This is a genomic window from Alsobacter sp., from assembly GCF_059501845.1.
Genome location: NZ_JCACDK010000018.1, coordinates 199,589 through 220,498 on the forward strand (window position 1 = coordinate 199,589; position 20,910 = coordinate 220,498).

The 20,910-nt window shown below is 66.7% G+C and carries 19 protein-coding genes; 3 read left to right on the forward strand and 16 right to left on the reverse strand.

Translation table 11 applies throughout. The features are described 5' to 3' along the window. Window positions 1-2 precede the first annotated feature (2 nt). The 6 genes from tehA to AC5JCN_RS15850 all read right to left on the reverse strand — a co-directional run bounded on the left by tehA (window position 3) and on the right by AC5JCN_RS15850 (window position 5,206). Window positions 3-1,007 carry a dicarboxylate transporter/tellurite-resistance protein TehA gene (gene tehA / locus AC5JCN_RS15825; RefSeq protein ID WP_495756043.1) on the reverse strand — a complete coding sequence of 335 codons (1,005 nt, stop codon included), beginning with the start codon at window positions 1,005-1,007 and terminating at the stop codon, window positions 3-5. A gap of 3 nt (window positions 1,008-1,010) precedes the next feature. Further along, window positions 1,011-1,454 (reverse strand): DUF6130 family protein, encoded by a 444-nt coding sequence (locus tag AC5JCN_RS15830; protein WP_495756044.1) that lies wholly within the window; start codon window positions 1,452-1,454, stop codon window positions 1,011-1,013. Between the two features lie 63 nt (window positions 1,455-1,517). Further along, window positions 1,518-2,516 carry an alpha/beta fold hydrolase gene (locus AC5JCN_RS15835; protein ID WP_495756045.1) on the reverse strand — a complete coding sequence of 333 codons (999 nt, stop codon included), beginning with the start codon at window positions 2,514-2,516 and terminating at the stop codon, window positions 1,518-1,520. A gap of 60 nt (window positions 2,517-2,576) precedes the next feature. Further along, the gene (locus tag AC5JCN_RS15840) at window positions 2,577-3,329 is read right to left on the reverse strand and encodes an SDR family NAD(P)-dependent oxidoreductase (protein ID WP_495756046.1); all 753 of its coding nucleotides are present in this window, start codon (window positions 3,327-3,329) and stop codon (window positions 2,577-2,579) included. A 35-nt stretch (window positions 3,330-3,364) separates the two neighbouring features. Next, on the reverse strand, window positions 3,365-4,330 hold the full coding sequence (locus AC5JCN_RS15845; RefSeq protein WP_495756047.1) for an MBL fold metallo-hydrolase: 966 nt from the start codon (window positions 4,328-4,330) through the stop codon (window positions 3,365-3,367). A gap of 51 nt (window positions 4,331-4,381) precedes the next feature. Further along, entirely contained in the window at window positions 4,382-5,206 is an 825-nt protein-coding gene (locus AC5JCN_RS15850; RefSeq protein ID WP_495756048.1) for an alpha/beta fold hydrolase, read from the reverse strand. A 378-nt stretch (window positions 5,207-5,584) separates the two neighbouring features. Between AC5JCN_RS15850 and AC5JCN_RS15855 the strand changes: the two genes are divergently transcribed. After that, window positions 5,585-6,565 (forward strand): LysR family transcriptional regulator, encoded by a 981-nt coding sequence (locus AC5JCN_RS15855; RefSeq protein WP_495756049.1) that lies wholly within the window; start codon window positions 5,585-5,587, stop codon window positions 6,563-6,565. Window positions 6,566-6,754: 189 nt separating this feature from the next. Here AC5JCN_RS15855 and AC5JCN_RS15860 read toward each other — a convergent pair whose 3' ends face one another. The 9 genes from AC5JCN_RS15860 to AC5JCN_RS15900 form a co-directional block, all read right to left on the reverse strand. Continuing rightward, window positions 6,755-7,453, reverse strand: a complete 699-nt coding sequence (locus AC5JCN_RS15860; protein WP_495757661.1) for a 3-oxoacid CoA-transferase subunit B — start codon at window positions 7,451-7,453, stop codon at window positions 6,755-6,757. Continuing rightward, window positions 7,453-8,106: a CoA transferase subunit A gene (locus tag AC5JCN_RS15865; protein WP_495756050.1), complete on the reverse strand. Its 654-nt coding sequence runs from the start codon at window positions 8,104-8,106 to the stop codon at window positions 7,453-7,455. Before AC5JCN_RS15865 ends, AC5JCN_RS15860 begins: the two co-directional genes overlap by 1 nt. Window positions 8,107-8,145: 39 nt before the next feature. Further along, on the reverse strand, window positions 8,146-8,268 hold the full coding sequence (locus AC5JCN_RS15870) for an SDR family oxidoreductase (protein ID WP_495756051.1): 123 nt from the start codon (window positions 8,266-8,268) through the stop codon (window positions 8,146-8,148). A gap of 15 nt (window positions 8,269-8,283) precedes the next feature. Further along, the gene (locus tag AC5JCN_RS15875; RefSeq protein ID WP_495756052.1) at window positions 8,284-10,677 is read right to left on the reverse strand and encodes a DUF3141 domain-containing protein; all 2,394 of its coding nucleotides are present in this window, start codon (window positions 10,675-10,677) and stop codon (window positions 8,284-8,286) included. Between the two features lie 48 nt (window positions 10,678-10,725). Further along, a complete protein-coding gene (locus tag AC5JCN_RS15880; protein ID WP_495756053.1) occupies window positions 10,726-11,931 on the reverse strand; it encodes an acetate/propionate family kinase in 1,206 nt (401 codons plus the stop codon). A gap of 9 nt (window positions 11,932-11,940) precedes the next feature. Beyond that, window positions 11,941-13,365, reverse strand: a complete 1,425-nt coding sequence (locus AC5JCN_RS15885) for a bifunctional enoyl-CoA hydratase/phosphate acetyltransferase (RefSeq protein WP_495756054.1) — start codon at window positions 13,363-13,365, stop codon at window positions 11,941-11,943. Window positions 13,366-13,504: 139 nt separating this feature from the next. Continuing rightward, window positions 13,505-14,662, reverse strand: coding sequence for a patatin-like phospholipase family protein (locus tag AC5JCN_RS15890; RefSeq protein ID WP_495756055.1), 1,158 nt, complete (start codon window positions 14,660-14,662; stop codon window positions 13,505-13,507). After that, window positions 14,662-16,278, reverse strand: a complete 1,617-nt coding sequence (locus tag AC5JCN_RS15895; RefSeq protein ID WP_495756056.1) for an inorganic phosphate transporter — start codon at window positions 16,276-16,278, stop codon at window positions 14,662-14,664. Before AC5JCN_RS15895 ends, AC5JCN_RS15890 begins: the two co-directional genes overlap by 1 nt. Window positions 16,279-16,393: 115 nt before the next feature. Then, window positions 16,394-17,269: a 3-hydroxyacyl-CoA dehydrogenase family protein gene (locus AC5JCN_RS15900; RefSeq protein WP_495756057.1), complete on the reverse strand. Its 876-nt coding sequence runs from the start codon at window positions 17,267-17,269 to the stop codon at window positions 16,394-16,396. Window positions 17,270-17,413: 144 nt separating this feature from the next. Between AC5JCN_RS15900 and AC5JCN_RS15905 the strand changes: the two genes are divergently transcribed. Further along, window positions 17,414-17,800 carry a nuclear transport factor 2 family protein gene (locus tag AC5JCN_RS15905; protein ID WP_495756058.1) on the forward strand — a complete coding sequence of 129 codons (387 nt, stop codon included), beginning with the start codon at window positions 17,414-17,416 and terminating at the stop codon, window positions 17,798-17,800. 279 nt (window positions 17,801-18,079) lie between these two features. Here AC5JCN_RS15905 and AC5JCN_RS15910 read toward each other — a convergent pair whose 3' ends face one another. Beyond that, window positions 18,080-18,415 carry a hypothetical protein gene (locus AC5JCN_RS15910; RefSeq protein ID WP_495756059.1) on the reverse strand — a complete coding sequence of 112 codons (336 nt, stop codon included), beginning with the start codon at window positions 18,413-18,415 and terminating at the stop codon, window positions 18,080-18,082. Window positions 18,416-18,608: 193 nt separating this feature from the next. Between AC5JCN_RS15910 and AC5JCN_RS15915 the strand changes: the two genes are divergently transcribed. Continuing rightward, on the forward strand, window positions 18,609-20,822 hold the full coding sequence (locus tag AC5JCN_RS15915) for an RNA degradosome polyphosphate kinase (RefSeq protein WP_495756060.1): 2,214 nt from the start codon (window positions 18,609-18,611) through the stop codon (window positions 20,820-20,822). The last annotated feature ends 88 nt before the right edge of the window (window positions 20,823-20,910 follow it).

The following is a 20,910-nucleotide window of genomic DNA, read 5'->3' on the forward strand; positions in this document are numbered from 1 at the left end:
GGTCACTCTCCCTTGCTGGTGCTTGGCTGCGGCTTGGGTTGCCATGGCCGGTCAAAGCGGCGCGCAAGCGCTGCTATGCCCGGCCTTGCAAGGAGGACCAGGCTGCCGGCCGCCGTCGCCGCCACGACCAGGTTCGCTCCCGCAAAGGTCCACGGTGCGATCAGCGCGACCGCACCGGTCTCGCCACGTTCCATCATGCGAAGTGGCGCGGTCCCGAGCGCAGTCGCCCCGAAAGTGAACGCCCAGTAAGACGGCGCGAAAGGCTGGCGGAGGATCCAGGGCAACAGCCGCACCAGCACCGCCGCCTGAAGCAGCGCATAGCCGAGAAGTCCGCGGGCGAAGCCATCCAAGGGCCCGGATGAGAGCGACACATAGGCGATCAGACCCACCGCAGGAGGCGCGAGCTGGATCCCCAAGGCCGGGCGGAGCGGAATAGCGAGCTCGGGCGCCGTGTAGAGGCGATGCAAAAGGACCGACTCGATCGCAAGCCAAGAGAAAAGCCCGGCTCCGAAGGCGAGCTGAGCCCAATCGGCGTGGCCCAGGCCGGCCAGCGCGGTCGCAGTGACGAAGGCGCCAGCGACCAGGGGCAGATACAAGATTGGTGTATTCGCCGCGGGATCACGACCTCCTTGCCACAGGAGTCCCGTACGCCAAAGGGCGAAGGCAGCCGTCAGAAAGAAACCGAGCGAAACCAGCACTACGGCGACTGGTCTCGTGGAATGAAGTGCCCCCAGTCCGACCAGCATGGTCGAAACGCCGAGGAGCCCGGCGAAGCAGCACTGGACGGGATGGCGCAGCTCCGCGATAGCGTCCTCACGGGCCTGGATCCACTTGAGGGCATAGAGCACGACGAGGGCCGCCCAGACGACGAAGGCAATCCACGTGAGAACGTCGCCGATCTCGGGTGGAAGACCCCAGACTTCATGAGCTGTCCGCCAAGCGGCTCCCAGTCCTGAAAGGCCGAGGACCACGCCGAAGTAGGAAACCGGAACGGTCTTGATCGACATGGCTCAGCGGGTCCGTTCTGGCACGCTGAAAGCCACAGCCTGGCTCGTGAGCACCCGGTGAGTGGGATCGGCCAATTCGACCAGGACGCGGTGTGGACCCGGCGGCAGCCCCACGACGATGATGGTCTGCCCCGTGGCATCGACGAAGTGCCACGGCGCATCGTCGACCGTGATGTGGACGTGTCCGATACGGGGAGAGACGTCCAGGGCGCCCGCCCCGAATACCGGGACGACCCTGATGTTCTCGGTGCGGTACTGGATGAACACCAGCCCTCGCGAGAGCGGCTCGGGGAGAGGGGCGTCCACGACGAGCCTTGGCGGTGGCTCGTTCTCGATCGCCACCAGCGGGCTCGGTCCGACGATGTCGCGCGCGCTTTGCGCGTCGGCCCCGGATGCCGTGAGGAGAGCGGCGGTCATCACGATTACGTCCTTCAGGCGCGAGTGCATGGCTGAAATCCCGGTGACAGAGCTGGCATCAGCACCGGCGCGGAGCAGGTCGAAGCAGATGCGCTAGGCGACCTTTCGCTGGAGGAAGTCCCGAATGAGCGGCACCATCTCGTCCGCCTTGTCCTCGAGCGCGAAATGGCCGGTGTCGATGAGGTGAAACTCGACGTCTGGCAGGTCGCGCTTGTAGGGATGAGCCCCGTCCGGCGGGAAGATCTTGTCGTTCTTGCCCCACACGATCAGCGTGGGCGGCCGGTGCTGGCGAAAATAGGTCTGCACCTTCGGATAGAGCGGCAGGTTCGTGCGGTAGTCGTAGAAGAGATCCATCTGGATGTCGGCATTGCCAGGCCGGTCGAGCAGGGCCTGGTCGTGCAGCCAGTTGTCCGGATCGATCCGGCTCACATCCGAGACGCCGTCGGTATACTGGAACCGGGTGATCTCCGGCGTGACCAGGACGAGGAGCGCCTTGCGGTGGGCCTCGGAGTGATCCGACCAATAGGCCTTGATCGGATCCCAGAACTCCCTCAGCCCCTCGTCATAGGCGTTGCCGTTCTGGACGATGAGGGCGGTGACGCGCTCCGGATTCTTCAGCGCCAGGCGCCAGCCGACGGGCGCCCCGTAATCCATGACATACATGGCATATCGCTCGACACCGACCTGGTGGAGAAGGCCCGCGACGAGCTCGCCGAAGCGATCGAATGTGTAGGGGAATGTGGCGCGGTCCGGCATGGCGCTCTGCCCGAAGCCGGGGTAGTCAGGCGCGATCACATGATACCGGTCCGCCAGTTGGGGTGTCAGGTTCCGGAACATGTGGGAGGATGTCGGGAAGCCGTGGAGCAGAAGCACCACCGGACCGTCGGTCGGGCCCGCTTCCCGGTAGAAGATGTCGATACCCTCGACCTTGGCGGTCCTGTAGTGCGTCGTGGGCCAAGGTGTATGCGCGTTGGTGCCGGCCGCGGCGGGGGCAGACACCGTCTTCGCCAGCGCCCCGGCGACGAGCGCCGATGAAAGCCCCAGGAGGATTTGACGCCGGGCCTGTTGCTGGCCGCAGGTGGGCTCGCGCATTGATCTCCTCCAGAGCAAGGGTTTTCACGTCCTGCAGGGTTGTCGGTCGATGCAAAGACATCAGATCTGCGCGGAGCCGCCGTCGACGAAGACCTCGGATCCGGTGACGAAGCGGCTCTCGCTGGAGGCCAGGAACACGGCGACGTCCGCCACCTCCTCGGCGGTCGCGAGCCGGCCAAGCGGCGTGGTCTTTGTGACGAAGCGGACCATCTCCTCATGCTCCTCGTCGGAGCCGGCGAGACCATGCCAGCCGGGCGTCGACGTCGCCCCGGGGGCCAACACGTTGATGCGAATTCCCCGTCCCGCGAGATCGAGAATCCAGTTCCGCGCCAGGCTGCGGATCGCCGCCTTGCTGGCGGCGTAAATGCTGAAGGCGGGTGTTCCCGTGCTCGCCGCCGTCGACCCTGTGAGGATGACGGAGCTCTGGGCAGCCAGGAGGGGAAGCGCCTTCTGGACGGTGAAGACGGTGCCCCGGACGTTTGTCGCGAAGGTGGTGTCGAAATGCTCCTCCGTGATCTCGCCGAGAGCGGCAAACTCGCCTCCGCCAGCGTTCGCGAAGAGCACGTCGATGTGCCCCGCTTCATCCCTCACGGTTGCGAAAAGCCGGTCGAGATCATCGAGCCGGGCGACGTCTCCGACGACACCCTTTGCTGCTGGCCCGACGCGTTCCACGGCGGCGGCCAGCTCGGTGGCACGGCGACCCATCATGTAGAGCCGCGCTCCTTCGGCCTCGAAGCGGAGCGAGGTCGCGAGCCCGATTCCGCTGTTCGCCCCCGTGATCACAGCGACCTTGCCCTCCAGTCGTCCCGGCATTGACATTCTCCTGCTCGAGCTCAGCGGGGCTTGCGTCAGACGCCCTGGAAGACCAACCGGGTGAAGTAAGCGGGGTCGACGAGGAAGTTGCCCCAGACTGGGTCGAAGGCAGCGGTCGGTCTGGCCGCGACGATGTCGGCGACCGGCAGGCCCTGGCGCTTGAGCTTGGCCACGTTGTCGCGGATCGCGACCAGCATGTCGCGGAAGCTCTGCAGCTCGGCCTTGTTGCTGACCGGGCCGCCGTGTCCGGGGATGATGATCGTCTTGTCTGTCGCAGCTGCGAGATTGGCATCCGATGCGGCGATCATGCCGTCGATGCTGCCCCCGGTGGAGTAGTCGATGAAGGGGTAGATCCCGTACCAGTAGGTGTCGCCGGCATGAAGAATGTCGGCCTCGGCGAAGTAGACGGAGATGTCGGAGTCGGTGTGGGCCCGCCCATACGCCTGGAGCGCGATGGACTGTCCATTGAGCTTGAGGTGCTTGTCCTTCGCGAAGACGTCGGACGGCACGCCGTCGGGCGGCAATGGGAGGAAATTGTAGTCCCAGTCCTCGACGCGCTGCACCTGCGAGAGATAGGTCCGGGATTTCTCATGGGCGATGATCTTTGCTCCCGCCGCATTCAGCCAGGCATTGCCGTCGGCGTGGTCGAAGTGCCAGTGCGTGTTGATGAGATGGGTGACGGGATCGGACGAGAGCGACGCGAGCGCCTTGCCGACCTGGTCTCGCGACACGCTGATTCCCGCGTCGACCAGAACCTTCCCGTCCGGTCCGGTCAGGACGGCGATGTTGCCTCCCGAGCCCTCCAGGATGCTGACGCCGCCTCGCAACCGGTGCACGTGGATGGGACCTGCGGCGGCGCTGTCCTTGATCAGACTGACGATACCGCGTGCCTCGGCGTAGGCGGCCCTCGGGCTCAGCCACCCCGCGCCGAAGACGGCCGGGGCCGTCGCGCAGCAAAGGCAGAAAGCGCGGCGGGACAGGGTGCGCGGGATCGCGGGCATGGAGACCTCGGGGGAAAGAGGCGGGGCAACTGTGGCGGCTGGACGCGCGGCTCAGGCCTTGGCGAAGGCGAGCAGGTCGGCGTTGAAGCGCTCTGCATGCGTCACGGTGAGACCGTGCGGAGCACCAGGGTAGACCTTCAGGGTGGCACCCTTGATGAGCTTGACCGAGCGCATCGCGGAGTCGGCGATCGGGACGTTCTGGTCGTCATCGCCGTGAATGATCAGGGTCGGCACGTCGATCCTGGCGAGATCCTGCGTGAAGTCCGTCTCCGAGAATGCCCGGATGGACTCGTAGGCGTTGACGATGCCGGCCTGCATGCTCATCAGCCAAAAGGCATCCCTGACGCCCTGGGACACCTGCGCACCCGGGCGGTTGGCTCCGTAGAACGGTCCGTCGCCGAGGTCGCGGTAGAACTGCGCGGGATTGGCCGCGAGACTGGCGCGGGTCGCGTCGAAGACGTCGAGCGGCAGCCCTCCAGGATTCGCAGCAGTCTTGAGCATCAGCGGAGGGATGGCAGAGGTCAGGACGGCTTTTGCGACCCGGCCGGTTCCGTGCCGTCCCATGTAGCGGGTGACTTCCCCTCCACCCACAGAATGGCCGACGAGGATGACCTCCTTGAGATCGAGCGAGCCGATCAGTGCCGCGAGGTCGTCCGCGTAGGTATCGAAGTCGTTGCCCGTCGCCGTCTGGGATGACCGTCCGTGGCCGCGACGGTCATGGGCGATGCACCTGAACCCGTGCGACGTCATGAAGAGCATCTGGGAGTCCCAGGCGTCCGCGCTGAGCGGCCACCCGTGGGAGAACACGACGGGACGCCCCTTCCCCCAATCCTTGTAGAAAATCTCGGCGCCGTCCTTCGTCCTGACGACATCCACGGCGTTGCCTCCTCTGGGGTGCTCCGGCTCGCTTATGGTGGCCGGAGCGGCCTGTCCTGCGGTTGCAGCGCTGGACAGGGCGGGTGCCGCGACAAGAAGGGCGGCGCCTGTCATAAGAACCCTGCGTCTTGACGGAGCTTGCACAGGAAAGGGCGAGATCAAATCGGGCCTCATGCCGTTCTCCATGGACCGGTGAGCCGGTGTGGCCCATAAATATTCAGCTACACACTTGCTTTTTGTCTCTGTTACTCACGTACGCTTGTTACAATTGCATGTTGCTTGTTCGCTTTACTTGAGGTGACAATACTCTTCGATAGGGTGACGCCGTAGCCATCAAGCTCGAAAAGCAGCTTCTCACTTCCTGGAAAGAGGCTGGCCGTGGACAGACTGGAAGCCATGACGATCGTCATCGCCATCGCCGAGCAGGGCAGCCTCTCGGCGGCGTCGCGCTTGCTCGGCAAGCCTGTCCCGACGGTCAGCCGCAAGCTGTCCGAGCTGGAAGGCCGGCTCAACGCCCAGCTGTTTCAGAGGTCATCGCGCCGACTGCGGCTCACCGATGCCGGCCGCTCCTACATCGAGGCGTGCAAGCGGATCATCGACCAGGTGGAGGATGCCGAGCGCGAGGTGTCGGGCGAGTACCGCGCGCCGACAGGCGATCTCACCGTCACCTCGCCCTGGGGGCTGGGGCACATGCATCTCCTGCCGATTGCCTGCGAGTTCATGGCTGAGTTCCCGGACATCGGCCTTCGCCTGATGATGACCGACAGGGTGTTGCGTCCCCTCGAGGATCACATCGACGTTTCAATAAGGATCGGGCCTCTCGCCGACAGCAGCATGATCGCGACCAGGATCGGCATGGTCCGGCTCGTCGCTTGCGCGAGCCCGGGCTACCTCGAGCAGCGTGGCTGCCCGGCCTGTCTCGCCGATCTCGCCCACCACGATTGCATCACCCTCGACGATTTCGACGTCCAGCGCACATGGCGCTTCACGGAGGGCGCGCGGGAGGTCGCCGCGCCGATCCGATCGCGGCTGAGCGTCAACACCTCCGAGGCCGCGGTGGAAGCGGCCATTACCGGGGCGGGCATAGCCCGCGTGATGTCGTACAAGATGGAGAAGGCCCGGCGCGAAGGTCGCCTTGCCATCGTGCTCGAGCCATTCGAACCGGAGCCGCTGCCCGTCCACATCGTCTATGCCGAGCGCAAGCCGATGCCCTTGAAGCTGCGGGCCTTCCTGAACTGGATTACGCCCCGGCTGAAAGGAAGGCTGGCAGCCCCCACCTCCCTTGAAGCCGCCCCAATGGACGACGCAGGTGCCGCAACAAGGACACACGCGGCAGCGCCTGCCCGCGACCTCGCCTGAGCCGGTTCAGCTGAAGTGCCTGAGCCAGGCGGCACAAGGCAGGAGCTTTCCCATAAGCACGACGATGAAGGCTGCCGTCCTGGACGCGGCCGGAGCGCCGCTTCGCATTGCCGCCATCGACCGCCCCGTGCCCGGTCGCGGGCGACCCGGCCCGGGTACAGAAGCGGCAACGTTTCGGCCGTGGCCCACTCAAAGCCGGAAGTGACCGTCGTTCTCCACGCTCTGCAGGGGCGCTTGGGAAAGGTGCATCTCCGGAACACTCGCAGGGATCGCGAGCACTGCTGCGGTCGCATCCTGGATGGTCTCCACTGAAACCCCGGGTGCGCGCTCGCGGAGGACCAGTCCGGCGTCGGTGGGCTCGATGACGGCAAGATTCGTCACCACGAGCGTGACCCGTCGGACGGACGTCAAAGGCAGGGTACAGCGCGGAACGATCTTCGATCGCCCGCGCGCGGCATGTTGCATCGCCACGATGACACGGCGGGCACCGCTCACCAGATCCATGGCGCCGCCCATCCCGGGAACCATCTTGCCGGGAACCACCCAGTTGGCGAGGAGGCCCAGTTCGTCCACCTCCAGGCCTCCGAGGACGGTGGCATCCAGGTGACCGCCGCGGATCAGGCCGAAGGAGAAGGCGCTGTCGACCCGCGCAGCGCCCGGCACGGCGGTGATGAAGCCGCCTCCGGCATCGGTCAGGTCTTCGTCCTCCATGCCCTCGGGCGGCCGTGCGCCCATGCCGACAATCCCGTTCTCGGACTGGAAGAGGATGCCGTCATGCAGAGAGACGTAGCGCGACACGCCGGTCGGCAGGCCGATGCCGAGATTGACCAGTGTACCCGGGTGGAGTTCACGGGCGACCCGACGATGGATGATTTCCTCGGGAGACATCATGCGGCCCTCTCGATGAGGTGGTCGACGATGACGCCGGGCGTATCGACGGCGTCGGGCGGAATGGTGCCGACCGGCAGGATCTCGCGCGGCTCGCACAGGACGATGCGCCCCGCCATCGCCATCAGCGGGTTGAAGTTGGTCGCCGTCAGCTGGTAGGCGAGGTTGCCGTTGTAGTCGGCCCGGTCGGCGTGGATCAGGGCGAAGTCGGCCGGCAGCGGCGGCGCGTAAAGCCACTGCTCGCCGTCGATGTCGATGATTCTCTGGCCCTGCGCGGCCTCCGTTCCCAGACCCGTCTTGGTCAGGACGCCGCCGAGCCCGAATCCGGCGGCGCGGATGCGCTCGGCCAACGTGCCCTGCGGCACGAGCTCGACCGCAATCGAGCCCTCGATCATGCCCCGCTGCGTCTCGGCGTTCAGCCCGATATGCGAGGTGATCACGCGCGCGACGAGCCGCGCGGAGATCAGCTTGCCGATGCCGAAGCCGGGTTTCGCCGTGTCATTGGCGATGATGGTGAGGTCGCGGCGTCCGGCTTCGACCAGCGCGTCGATGAGCCGGTGTGGCGATCCCACGCCCATGAAGCCGCCGATCATCAACGAGGCGCCGTCCGGGATGAAGGACACCGCCTCGGTCGCTGCAATTGCACGCTTCATGGTGACCCCCTCACCGCGCGGCGTTCCGGCCGCCGCACTTCAGCCCATGACGTGGTAGCCGCCGTCGACGTGGAGCACGCTGCCGGTGACGTTGCGGCCGGCGGCGCTGGCCAGGTAGACGGCGGCTTCTCCCACGTCCTCGATCGTCGCGAGTCTGCGCATCGTCCTTTCCGCCGGTCAGGCGGCCTTGCCCTTCCGCCCGCCCGCACTGCCCGGCGGAACGGCCGAGGGCGGGGGAGGAACGATCTGGGGCTCGGCGGGGCGGGCCTCCAGCGTGGGCTGGCCGAGCACCCTGCGGAAGCGCTGCAGCGCATGGATGGTGTGGGGCTCCATTTCTTCCAGCGGGCCGGCGATGTACTCGACCGTCTCGATCGCCCTGCGCCGGTCTTCGTCTGTGGCGAGCAGGAGCGCGAGACTTTCGAAAGCCTGCTCGGGCTCGAACTCGACGATGACGCCCTGCTCGTGGATGAGCGCTGCGCGGCGGTCCGCGCCCATGGCCGCGAACGGCTCCCACGTGTTGAGCACGAGGGCAGAGCGCTCCAGGCGCGAGCGGCGGACCGAGCCGCGGGCCTGGGCGAGGATGATCAGCATGCGGATGACGGCCTCGGCGAAGCCGCCGCGCGCAACGTTGAGGAGATGCGCCTGCACCTCCGGCAGGTAGCGCAGTTCCAGCGGGTCCTTGCGGGTCCGCTGGAACGCCATGGGCTCGCCGACACGCTGCATCGCCGGCGAGGCGTAGATGCCGAAGAACATCGCCTCCGCCCAGAAGTCCGCCGCGTCGCGCATCAGGTCGAGCGATTGCTCGACGCTGTCGGCCCAGATTTTCTCCAGCTGCCGGAAGGGCTGGTCGGTCGGGACCGGCTTGCGGTCCTGGCGCGCCGCCTCCGCGGCCCCGGCGATCCACCCCATGGCGGGATTCTGATCGGACAGGGACAGGCGCTGCACACGGGCAGGGTTCAGGGTCTTGATCGCCTGCGCCGTGGCCGGTGTGGTCATGCCGCGGACGAAGGGCCTGCCCCACAGGTCGTAGACCTCGGCAGTCAGCTGAGACACCCGGTCGACGGCCGCGAAGGACTTCTCCTCGTCGCGCACGCCGTCGTCGAGCGCGCGGATGTCGTCCAGCTTGCGTTCGGCGAAGCTGACGACGAAGTGCTTGTCGAGCCCTTCTCCGCGCTCCTCGTCGATGGTCATTTCGTACAAGCCGGGAGCCAGCGCCTCGATCGTCTTGATCGTGGACGCCACTTCGGAGTGCTCCTTCTTCGCGATGGAAGACGAGACGAAGATGCCGAGGTGGCCGACGCTGTCATGCACCATGTAGACGATGCGCTGCCCGCGGATCTTGATCTCGTTCTCGTCGGCATAGGTGTCGACGACCCAGTTCAGGGCCTGCTGCGGCGGCGTGATGTTGTCACCGTGGCTGGCGAACACGATGATGGGCGAGCGGATCGCCTTTAGGTCGAGGTGGCGACCGTGCTCCAGCCTCGCCTCGCCGCGCGCCAGCTTGTTGCCGACGAAGAGTTGCTCGACGATCCAGCGGATTTCGTCGCGGGTCATGAAGTGGAAGCCGCCCCACCAGCGCTCGAACTCGAGGAAGCGGTCGGCCCCTCCCACCGGGTTCTGGTAGAGGTCGATATACTTGCCCCAGAAGTTGCGGGCAGGATTCAGCATCTCGAAATTCGATACGAGATGGGCGCCGTCGAACTCGCCGTCTCCGAGGTCGGAGAGCAACAATGCGGGTAGCACACCGCCGACGAGGCCGCCGAGGTAGCGCATCGGGTTCTCGCCGACCCGGCCCGACCAGTAGGCCAGCGGGGCGCCGTTGATGACGAGCGGGCCGGTGACATCCGGGTTGGTGGCGGCGAGAAGCATGGTCGCCCAACCGCCCTGGCAGTTGCCGACCACGATGGGTTTGGGCGCCTCGCTGTGGCGGCGGGCAATCTCGCGGATGAACTCGCCCTCGGCCCGGGTGACGTCGGCCAGGGTTTGCCCGGGTTCGGGATGGGGCCGGAAGGCGACGAAGTAGACGGGGTGGCCGTCGCGCAGCGCGACGCCGACCTGGCTGTCCTGCTTGAACCCGCCGATGCCGGCGCCGTGGCCGGCGCGGGGGTCGATGATGACGTAGGGGCGCTTCCAGTCGTGCACCTCGACGCCTTCGGGCGGCACGATGCGCAGCAGGACGTAGTTGACGGGCCGCTTCAGCGTCGCCCCGTCGAGCACCACCTCATGGTCGTAGATCAGGACCGGCGGCGTGCCCGCGGCTTCGTGCTCGCGGTCGTTGTTGCCGCGCCTGCGCAGCACGTCGAGCGTGATGACGGCGCGCTGGCCGGCATCGACGGCGTAGTCGCGCGCCATCTCGGTCAGCGCCGTGCCATTGCCGCCCGTCGCAAGCAGAGAAGACATCGCTTCGTGAAGGCGCGACTGCAGGTCCCGGGACCGCTGGAGGTGCTTGCGGCCGGACCGCTCGGCGTGGCGCATGAAGGAATTGAGCAGGATTTCCGCCTGCCGGGTCGCCAGAAGCCTGTCTTCCTGGGTCTGCTCGGCCAGTCGACGGGAATTCGCCAGAGGCTCCATCATCCACTCCTGCCATAACGCGTCGGTTGAACTGGAAATCGCGGGGCCTCAGGCCGCGCGGGCCGCCTCGCACACCCCGGCGACCCTTGCCGTGTGCTCCGCGATCATGTGTTCCTCGTCGGTCGGGACCACGAAGGCGCGGATCGAGGACGCCGCCGCGGAGATGAGGGGCCTGCGCTCCGCATTCGCCTCGTCGTCGAGCACGACGCCCAGCCATGCCAGCCGCCGCAGGACCGCGGCCCGGATCGCCGCGGCGTTCTCTCCGATGCCGCCGGTGAAGACGATGGCGTCGATGCCCTGCATCACGGCGGCGAGCGAGGCGACCTCCCGGCAGATGCGGGACACGAAGCAGGCCACGGCCTCGAGCGCCTGCACACTGTCGGAGGCCAGCAGCTCGCGCATGTCCGCCGACAGGCCGGACAGGCCCTTCAGACCGGATTCCGTATAAAGCAGGCGCGTCAGGCCGGCGGCGTCCATCCCCTTCTCGGACATCAGGTAGAGAAGGACGCCGGGGTCGATTTGCCCGCAGCGCGTGCCCATCACGAGGCCGTCGAGCGCGGTGAAGCCCATGGTCGATGCGACAGACACGCCGTCCTTCACGGCGCAGAGCGAGGCCCCGTTGCCGAGATGGGCGATGACCACGGCGCCGACGGCGTCGATAGGCGCGACGTCGCGCAGCTTCCGCGACACATACTCGTAGGAGAGCCCGTGGAAGCCATAGCGGCGCACGCCATCGTCGTAAAAGGACCGCGGAATGGCGAAGGCGTCGACCTCGAAGGCGTGGCCGCGGTGGAAGGCGGTGTCGAAGCACGCGACCTGGGGCGTGCCGGGAAAGGCATCGCGGGCCGCCTCGACGCCGGCGAGATTGTGCGGCTGGTGAAGGGGCGCGAGCGGCACGAGACGCCTGAGATCGGCGAGAAGCCGATCGTCGATCAGCGCCGGAGCCGCGTGCGACGGCCCGCCATGGACGATGCGATGACCCGCGGCGACGACGTGGGCGCCCGGGAACTCGGCCGCGATCCAGTCGAGGATCGCAGCCATGGCGCGCACATGCGTGCTCGCGCCTTCCGGCTGCAGCGCGACGGTGCGCGGCGGCTCGTCACCCGCCTTGCGGGCCTGCAGCACCGCCCGGGTGAGAAGGCCCTCCACCTGGCCGGACGCCGCCCGCTGCACGGTTCCGCCCGCAACGGCGAAGATCCCGAACTTGATCGAGGAGGACCCGGCATTGAGCGTGACGAGGAGATCCTGGCGCATCGATCGCTCCTATTCGGCGGCGAGCGGATGGGCGGCGGGCAGCTCCAGCGGGCGGCCCTCGCGCCGGAAATACTCGTAGAGCTGGGCCAGCGCGCAGGAGACCAGCCGGGCGCGGTCGTCGTCGGCGCGGCTCGTGAGCATCACGGGAGCCCTTGCGCCGACGACGAGCCCGGCGGCTTCCGCCCTGGCGACGAAGGTGAGCTCCTTGGCCAGCATGTTGCCGGCCTCGAGGTTCGGCACGATCAGCACGTTGGCGCGACCGGCCACGAGAGATGCGATCCCCTTGGTTCGCGCGGCCTCGAGATCGACCGCATTGTCCATGGCGAGGGGCCCGTCGACGATGCCTCCGCGAATCTGGCCGCGCTCCGCCATCTTCGAGAGGATGGCGGCGTCGAGGGTAGACGGGATGTTGACGTTGACCGTCTCGACGGCGGAGAGCACCCCGACCCGCGGCTCGCCGGAGCCGCAGGCCCTGGCGAGGTCGATGGCGTTCTGGACGATATCGACCTTGGTGGTCAGGTCGGGCGCGATGTTGATCGCCGCGTCCGAGATGAAGAGCAGCGAGTCCAGCGTCGGCACGTCCATCGCGAAGACGTGGCTGATGCGGCGGTTGCCGCGCAGGCCACCATCCTTGCGCACGATCTGCGCCAGCAGCTCGTCGGAGTGGATGTTGCCCTTCATGACGGCCGCGGCCGCGCCCTCGCTGACGAGCGACACCGCCTTGGCGGCGGCTGCGACATGGTCCTCGACCGCGACGATCTCGATGCCGTCCAGCGTCTCCCCGAGATCGCCCGCCGCCTTGCGGATGCGCTCGGGCGAGCCGACGAGGATCGGCCTGATCAGTCCCTCGCGGGCCGATAGGAGGGCGCCGCCGAGCGAGTTTGCGTCGTCGGGGCAGACAACCGCCGTGGCCATGGGCGGCAGCGTCGCCGCCTTGGCGACCAGTGCGGCGAAGTGATCCTTGCGGTCGAGGATGAGTTCCGGGAGATCCCGGACGGAGGTCTCGATCCTGGCGAGAGGGGCTTCGACTTCCGCCACGCCCTCGCACACCACGGCTCCGTCGTCGGCCAGGACACGCGTCTCGAACGTGGCGAGCGGGCATTCGCCCCTGCCTGAGCAGGTGACTTTCACCTGGAGCCTGTCACCGATGCGGACGCGTCGGAGGAAGCGGAGCGTCTGCGCGCGATAAAGGGTTCCCGGACCCGGCAGGACGTTGCCGAGGACGGCCGACACCAGCGAGCCCACCCACATCGAAGGTGCGTAAGCCTGCCCCGGGTCGCCACCGGACTGGGGGAGGGTCGCGGGATTCAGGTTGCCGGTGACGTGCGCGAACAGGACCAGGTCCTGTTCCGTGCAGACCCGATCGATCGTCGCGGTGGCGCCCTTCTCGAGCTCTGCCCACGAGGTGTTGCGGACCGTCTTCGTGCCACGCATGGACCGCCTCCGAGTTGTCGCGGACGTCGGTAACCGCTCCGGAGGCAGCATCGAAGCTCTCTCCGGTCACCGCGCCGGTGGCCGTTAATGGATGTTGCGGCGCAGCGTAGGCTTGGCCCTTGACAACCCTGTGACCTTCTCAGCGCTCGAAGTCGCGATGCACGTCATGCACGATGATTCCTTCGTGCCGCGTCGGCATCGTCAGCCAGTCGCGGTGCGTCAGGGTGCGCCGCGTGTCGAGATATCCGCTCTGCCAGTGCTCTCGCATGGACGTTCCGGAGAACTCATGGTCCTTGGCGTGGCCCTCATACGCTTTCTGCTGGTAGATGAGGTGCAGGATGGCGATGCTCGGCAACGCCCCGAGTACCTCGCGCAGGCGGCGGTCCTCGTCCGTCAGTGCCTCGTCGGGGATCTGGTTCAGCAGGCGGCGGGCGCGCGTTTTCCACTGGTGCAGCCGCCGATAGAGATCGGTGGTGTAGCGGGTGCGCGAGGAAAACATGATGTCCTTGCGCCGGGCCGTCACCTCCTCGATGTCGCGCGGCAGGGGGCCGCGCGCACTGAAGAGATCGACCTGGAAGACGAGCGTGTCGACGCCCTGCTCCTCGTCGAGCAGATGCTGCAGGGGCGTGTTGGATACGATGCCGCCGTCCCAATAGTGGTCGGTTCCGATCTGCACCATGGGAAAGGCGGGCGGCAGCGCGCCGCTCGCCAGGATGTGCTCGGGTCCGATCACGTCACGGCGATTGTCGAAATAGACGAAGTTGCCGGTGGCCACGTTGACTGCGCCGACCGAGAAGACGACCCCCGACGTGTTGAGGTAGTCGAAGTCGACGAGGTCCGTCAGTGTCGAGCGAAGGGGTTCCGTGTCGTAGTAGCTGAGCGCATCGCGAGAGCCCGCGAAAGTGAAATGCGGGTTGACCTGGCGTGGCTTGAAGAAGCCGGGCTGGCCGAGCACGGTGGTGAGATAGGCGCTGGAGATGTTTCGCGCCTTGCGGAACAGGTCTCCTTCCGGCGTGAAGTACCAGACCTTGCGGTCCGTCACCGTCTCCCAGAACGTCCGCAGCCGGTCGATCCGCCGCTCCGGCGGATTGCCGGCGATGATGGCGGCGTTGATCGAGCCGATCGACACGCCCGAGATCCAGTCGAGCGCGATGCCCGCCTCGTGCAGCGCCTCGTAGACTCCCGCCTGGTAGGCGCCGAGCGCGCCGCCGCCCTGCAGGACGAGGGCGATGCGATCGCACCCGTCCGGCCGGACGTCGGCCGACGCTCGGGCCTCCTGTTCGACCCGCGCGTCCATCAAAAGAGCCGGGAGAACAGGAAGTAGAGGCCTCCGGAGAGCGCGATGGCCGCGGGCAGGGTCAAGACCCACGCCATCAGGAGATTGCGCACCGTCGCCATCTGCAGTCCCGATCCGTTGGCGGCCATGGTGCCCGCCACGCCTGAGGAGAGGACGTGGGTCGTCGAGACCGGCAACCCGAAATTGTCGGCGGCGAAGATGGTGCCCATGGCGACCAGTTCGGCGGCGGCGCCCTGGCCGTAGGTCAGGTGCGTCTTGCCGATCTTTTCGCCGACGGTCACGACGATGCGCTTCCAGCCCACCATGGTGCCGAGCCCGAGCGCGATGGCCACGGCCACCTTGACCCAGAGAGGGATGAAGCGGGTGGCTGCGTCGAGAGACTTCTTGTAGGCGCCGAGCGTGTCGATGTCGGCAGCCGACAACTCGCTGCCCTTGTCCTTGAGAAGGAAGCGGATCGCCTCCGAGGCGAGGTACATGTCGTTCCGGGTGTTCCCCACGGCGGCGGCCGGGACCTTGGCGAGGCTGCCATAGCCCTCGATCTGGTTCGAGATGTCGCGGACGAGGAGCGCCAACGCCGGCAATGTCCCTCCCGTGAGCTCGTGTCGGGAGATATAGGCCGTCACCACGGGCCTGGGATCGCCGATGATGTTGTAGCCGGCGGCCTTGCCCTCGATCACCTTGGATGCCGCGAGCGAGGTGTCATGGAAAGCCGCCATCTGGCTTTCAGGCAGGGCGCGGTTCAGCGCATAGGCGGTCGGCACCGTACCGATGAGGATGAGCATGATGAGGCCCATGCCCTTCTGGCCGTCGTTGGAGCCGTGCGCGAACGACACGCCGGTGCAGGTGAAGATCAGCAGCGCCCTGATCCACAACGGCGGCGGCTTGTTGCCGACCGGCTCCTTGTAGAGGGCCTGGTTGCGGATGAGTGCCTTCATGGCGAGGAACAGCAGGGCCGCGCAGACGAAGCCGACGAGCGGCGACAGCAGCAGCGCGTAGCCGATCTCGGTGGCCTTGCCCCAGTCGACGCCCGACGTGCCGTCGCGGCCGTGCAGGAGCGCATTCATGATACCGACGCCGATGATGGAGCCGATCAGGGTGTGCGAGCTCGAGGCCGGCAGCCCCAGCCACCATGTGCCGAGGTTCCACAGGATCGCGGCGATCAGCAGCGCGAAGACCATCGCGAAGCCTGCGCCCGAGCCAACCTGGAGGATCAGCTCCACCGGGAGAAGCGAGACGATGCCGAAAGCGACTGCTCCGGTCGAGAACAGGACGCCCAGGAAGTTCCAGAACCCCGACCAGACGACGGCGGCGTTGGCCGGCATGGAATGGGTGTAGATGACGGTCGCGACGGCGTTCGCGGTGTCGTGAAAGCCGTTGACGAACTCGAAACCGAGCGCGATCAGCAGCGCGACGCCGAGCAGCAGGAACGGCAGCCAGGTCGTGACGGGCGTCCCGGTGTCGCGGACGTCCGTCCAGATGCTGTAGGCGGCAAAGAACAGGCCGATCGCCATCGCACCGACGAAGAGGATGGCGCCGATCGGTCCGAGTCCGCCGTCGAGATGCGGCCTGGGCGACGGCCGCGCCGCGGCCGCCGTATCGAGTGTCATTTCGGTCATGGACGCCTCCTGCCCCGTGTGTGGCGGCTCCCGGAGAGCCAGCCGCTGCGAAGCTTGCAAGGGCCTCCGACAGGGAGATGACGTTGCGATGTAAAAATTCGACGTCGAGCCAAGCTCAGGCCGCGGCGCGAGCCTCGTCATAGATGAAGAAGCCGCGGCCCCGCTTGCGACCGAGATAGCCGGCGTCGCACATTTGCTTCAGCAGCGGACTGGGGCGGAACTTCGGATCGTCGAAGCCGCCATAGAGCGTCTCCATGATGTCGAGCACCACGTCGAGGCCGATGAGGTCGGCGAGAGAGAGCGGGCCCATGGGGTGATTTGCGCCGAGCTTCATCATCGCATCGACGTCGTCCGGCGAGGCGAGCCCCTCATAGACGCAGTTGATCGCCTCGTTGATCATGGGGATCAGCACGCGGTTGACGACGAAGCCGTAGCTGTCACGCGAGACGCGGGCCGTCTTGCCGATCCGCCCGCACAAGGCAACCACGTCGTCGCAGACGGAATCCTCCGTCTGTAGCGCGCGGACGATCTCGACCAGCTGCATCATTGGAACGGGATTGAAGAAATGCATGCCGACGACGCGGCCGGGATGGCGCGAGGCGGCCGCGATGCGGGTCACGGAGATCGACGAGGTGTTCGTCGCCAGGATGGCGGTCTCGCTGCAGATGTCGTCGAGTTCGCGGATGAGCGCTTCCTTCACCTCGATGCGTTCGACGATGGCTTCCACAACCAGGTCGCAGGGAGCAAGCAGCGCTGCCTCGGTGACGGGCGTGATGCGCGCCAAGGCATCCTTGCGATCGGACTCGAGCAGCTTTCCGCGCTGGGCGAGCCGCAGGAGGCTGCGGTCGATCGTCGTCATGGCCCGATTCAACGCATCCTTGCCGAGGTCACGCATCACGACCGGAAACCCTGCCATCGCGAAAGCCTGCGCGATGCCGTTGCCCATGGTGCCGGCGCCCACGACGCCGATCGTCTGGATGTTTTTGCCCATCGTTCGCCCCCGTCTCTGGAAGAGCCGCTATGGGAGCAGCAGCAGGCGACGGGAATGCGAAGTCTGCGTGAGATCGGGGCGACACACGGGCGTCATCGCCGGGAGAGAGCGTCTGAAGGTTGGCGTCGGTCTTATGGGGTGATCATGCCGGATTCAGAGATCGACGACCTCCACGCTGCGGTACGCTCCTTCAGCGACGCTTGGGCGAGAGGCGACTGGGTCGCCGTCGAACGGCTGATGTCGGCCACCTACACCCATACCGACTTCGCGGGTGAGTTCCTCGACAGGCAGGGTTGGCTCGACTACGTGCGCAGCCGGAGCGGGCAGCCAACCCGGATTGACTTTGACGAGTTGAACGCCCGCATCCTTGGCGACACCGCCATCGTCACCGGCATCAATGCTATCCACTGGAGCGGCGGTGAGGCCGCGGGGATCGACCAGCGTATCCGGTTCACCCAAGTGTGGCGCAAGCGCGAGGGCCGATGGGAGCGGGAAGCATTCCATGCCTCGCTTCTTCCAGACGGCGCCTGAAGCCGGGGGAAGACGTGAGTCCGGCCTTGCCGAACTCCCCTGCCACCATGGTCGGCGCCCATAGGACGGCGCGGGCCGGCGCCTTCCTTCGTTGACTGATATGCGACTTCACCAACGGGGGGTGAGAGCTCTGCAATCCTTCGTCTGACGTCACTGGACCAAGAACGCGGAAGACCTCCAGAGGCTCGCGGATCCCCTTCAGATTGATCTCTCCTCGGGGTTCGATTTCGAACTGCCCGGGGCCGAGCACGGGCGCAAGCCCTGACCAGGGTGTCAGTGTCAGTCCGGCTCGGATTGATCGCCGGCAATGCCCTCCAGCGCGGCGCGCGCCCGCTCTCGCGGATCCGCGCAGCCATCGGCGATGTCGATGAGGGCCTGGACAGCCAGCGCCCGAAGCACACTGATCTCGGCTGACAGATCGTCATGCTCATAGACGATCGTCTCCCAATCCAGGATGGAAGCAGCAGGCATCGGCGGCACATCGGTGCGGATGGGTGCGCCCACGGCCCACTCCGACAGCACTGCCGCCGCCCGGCCCACAGCCGCCTGCCGAGCCAGATCTCCAAGAATGACAGAGCGTTGGATGTCCGAACGCTCTGGCTTGCTCTTTTTCATCTCGGCCTCCGACAAAGCTGGCCTGGCGGGCCGTCGAACAAGGCCGCTAGCAGCGCCCGATGACGCAACGAAGAACGCACCCTGATCCCGGCTGCCGGTCCCACTGTTCGCGGCGCGAGCTTCCGCCTGCGCAAGTGTCATGCAGATGTCGGCACCCCCTGCTTGAACCAAGCTGAAGCAGGGAGCGTGCAGGATGAGTGAAGCAGCACCGATCAGTGGCCGTTCGGTCAACAGGCGTTCGCCGCGCAAGGCCGTCGTCGCTGACCATCCGAGGGCTGATGACCCCGGTCGCTTCGCCAATCGCGAACTCTCCTGGCTGGAGTTCGACCGCCGCGTGCTGGAAGAGGCGGGCAACCCGTCCAATCCCCTGCTGGAACGCCTGCGCTTCCTGTCAATCGCGGCCAGCAATCTGGACGAATTCTTCATGGTCCGGGTGTCCGGCCTGATCGAGCAGGTGGAAGCCGGCATCACCTCGCCGACCATGGACGGCCTTACGCCAGCCGTCCTGATGGAGCGGATCGGCGAGAGCGCCGGCCGCCTGAACGCCGACCAGCAAGCAGCCTGGCGCGACCTGCGACGGCTGCTGGTCGCCGAGTCGATTCACGTCGTCGAGCGGGAAGAGCTTTCCGCGGCCGACCTCTCGGCGCTGGCGCGACACTTCGAGGATCTCGTCTTCCCCGTCGTGACGCCGCTGGCCATCGACCCCGCGCATCCCTTTCCGTTCATCCCCAACCTTGAACTCTCCCTCGCTCTCGACGTCGTGCGGGCCGAGGACGGGCGCGAGTTCCAGGGCCTGATCCGCATCCCCGGCAAACTGCCGCGCTTCGTGCGCCTCGAAGGTGACTCGTCCACGCACCGCTTCGTCCGCGTCGAGGATCTGATCGCGCAGTTCGCGGAACAGCTCTTCCCCGGCTGCGTCATCGGCGGGATGGGCCTGTTCCGGGTCGTCCGCGATCTCGACATCGAGTTCGCCGAAGACACCAACGATCTCGTGAGGGTTTTCGAGGCGGCGCTGAAGGAAAGGCGCCGTGGCTCGGTGATCCGGCTGGAGGTCGCATCCGACATGCCCGAGGCGCTGCGCGCCAGCGTCGCTCGCGAGCTCAAGGTCGATGCCCAGGACATTCTGGTCGAGAGCGGACTGATCGGCCTGTCGTCTCTGTCGCAGATCGTCGGCGTCGAGCGCCCGGATCTGAAATTCCCGCCCTTCGTTCCGCGGTTTCCGGAGCGTATCCGCCAGTTCGGCGGCGACTGTTTCGCCGCCATCCGGGAGAAGGACATCGTCGTCCATCACCCGTACGAGTCCTTCGACGTGGTCGTGCAGTTCCTGAACCAGGCGGCCCGCGACCCCAACGTCGTGGCCCTGAAGCAGACGCTCTACCGCACCTCGGCCGACAGCCCCATCGTCCGTGCGTTGATCGAGGCCGCGGAGGCGGGAAAGTCGGTGACGGCGCTCGTCGAGCTGAAGGCGCGCTTTGACGAGGAGGCCAACATCCGCTGGGCGCGCTCGCTGGAACGTGCGGGCGTTCAGGTCGTCTACGGCTTCATCGACCTCAAGACGCACGCGAAGCTGTCGATGGTGGTGCGGCAGGAGGCCGGTAGGCTGGTCACCTACTGCCACGTCGGAACCGGCAACTACCACCCGATCACGGCGCGCATCTACACGGACCTGTCCGTCTTCACCTGCGATCCCGAGATCGGGCGGGACGTGGCTCGCATCTTCAACTTCATCACCGGATACGGCGAGCCGGCGGAACTCGACCAGATGTCGATCTCACCGACCTCTGCCAAGCCGCGCCTGCTCGAAGACATCGCCGCCGAGATCGAGCATGCCCGCGCCGGCCGGCCGGCCGCGATCTGGATAAAGTGCAATTCCCTGGTCGACCCGCAGATCATCGACGCTCTCTATGCGGCAAGCCAGGCGGGCGTTCACATCGACCTCGTCGTGCGCGGCATCTGCTGCCTTCGGCCGGGCGTCGAAGGCCTTTCCGAGAACATCCGGGCCAAGTCGATCGTCGGACGCTTCCTGGAGCACTCCCGCATCTACGCCTTCGGCAATGGGAATGGGCTGCCGAACAAGGATGCCCGCCTCTACATTTCGTCCGCCGACCTGATGCCGCGCAACCTGGACCGGCGCGTCGAGACGCTCCTGCCGATCCGCAACGCCACCCTGCACGAGCAGATCCTCGACCAGGTCCTTCTCGCCAACCTCATGGACAACGTGCAGAGCTGGGCCATTCTCGCCGACGGCACGAGCCGGCGCATCGTCAGGCCGGACGAGGACGCCTTCAGCGCCCAGGGCTACTTCATGACCAATCCCAGCCTGTCCGGCCGGGGCAAGGCCCTGGCCCAGTCCCAGCCGCGCAAGCTGGCCGAAATTGCCCAGCGTGGCCGCGAGGCCGCGGAGTAGTCTCTGCGTGTCATCGCCCTGCAACGCAGGCGTGCGACTTGGGTGCACCTGAGGAGACTATCCTCTTCCCCCGCCGGTACCCCGCCCG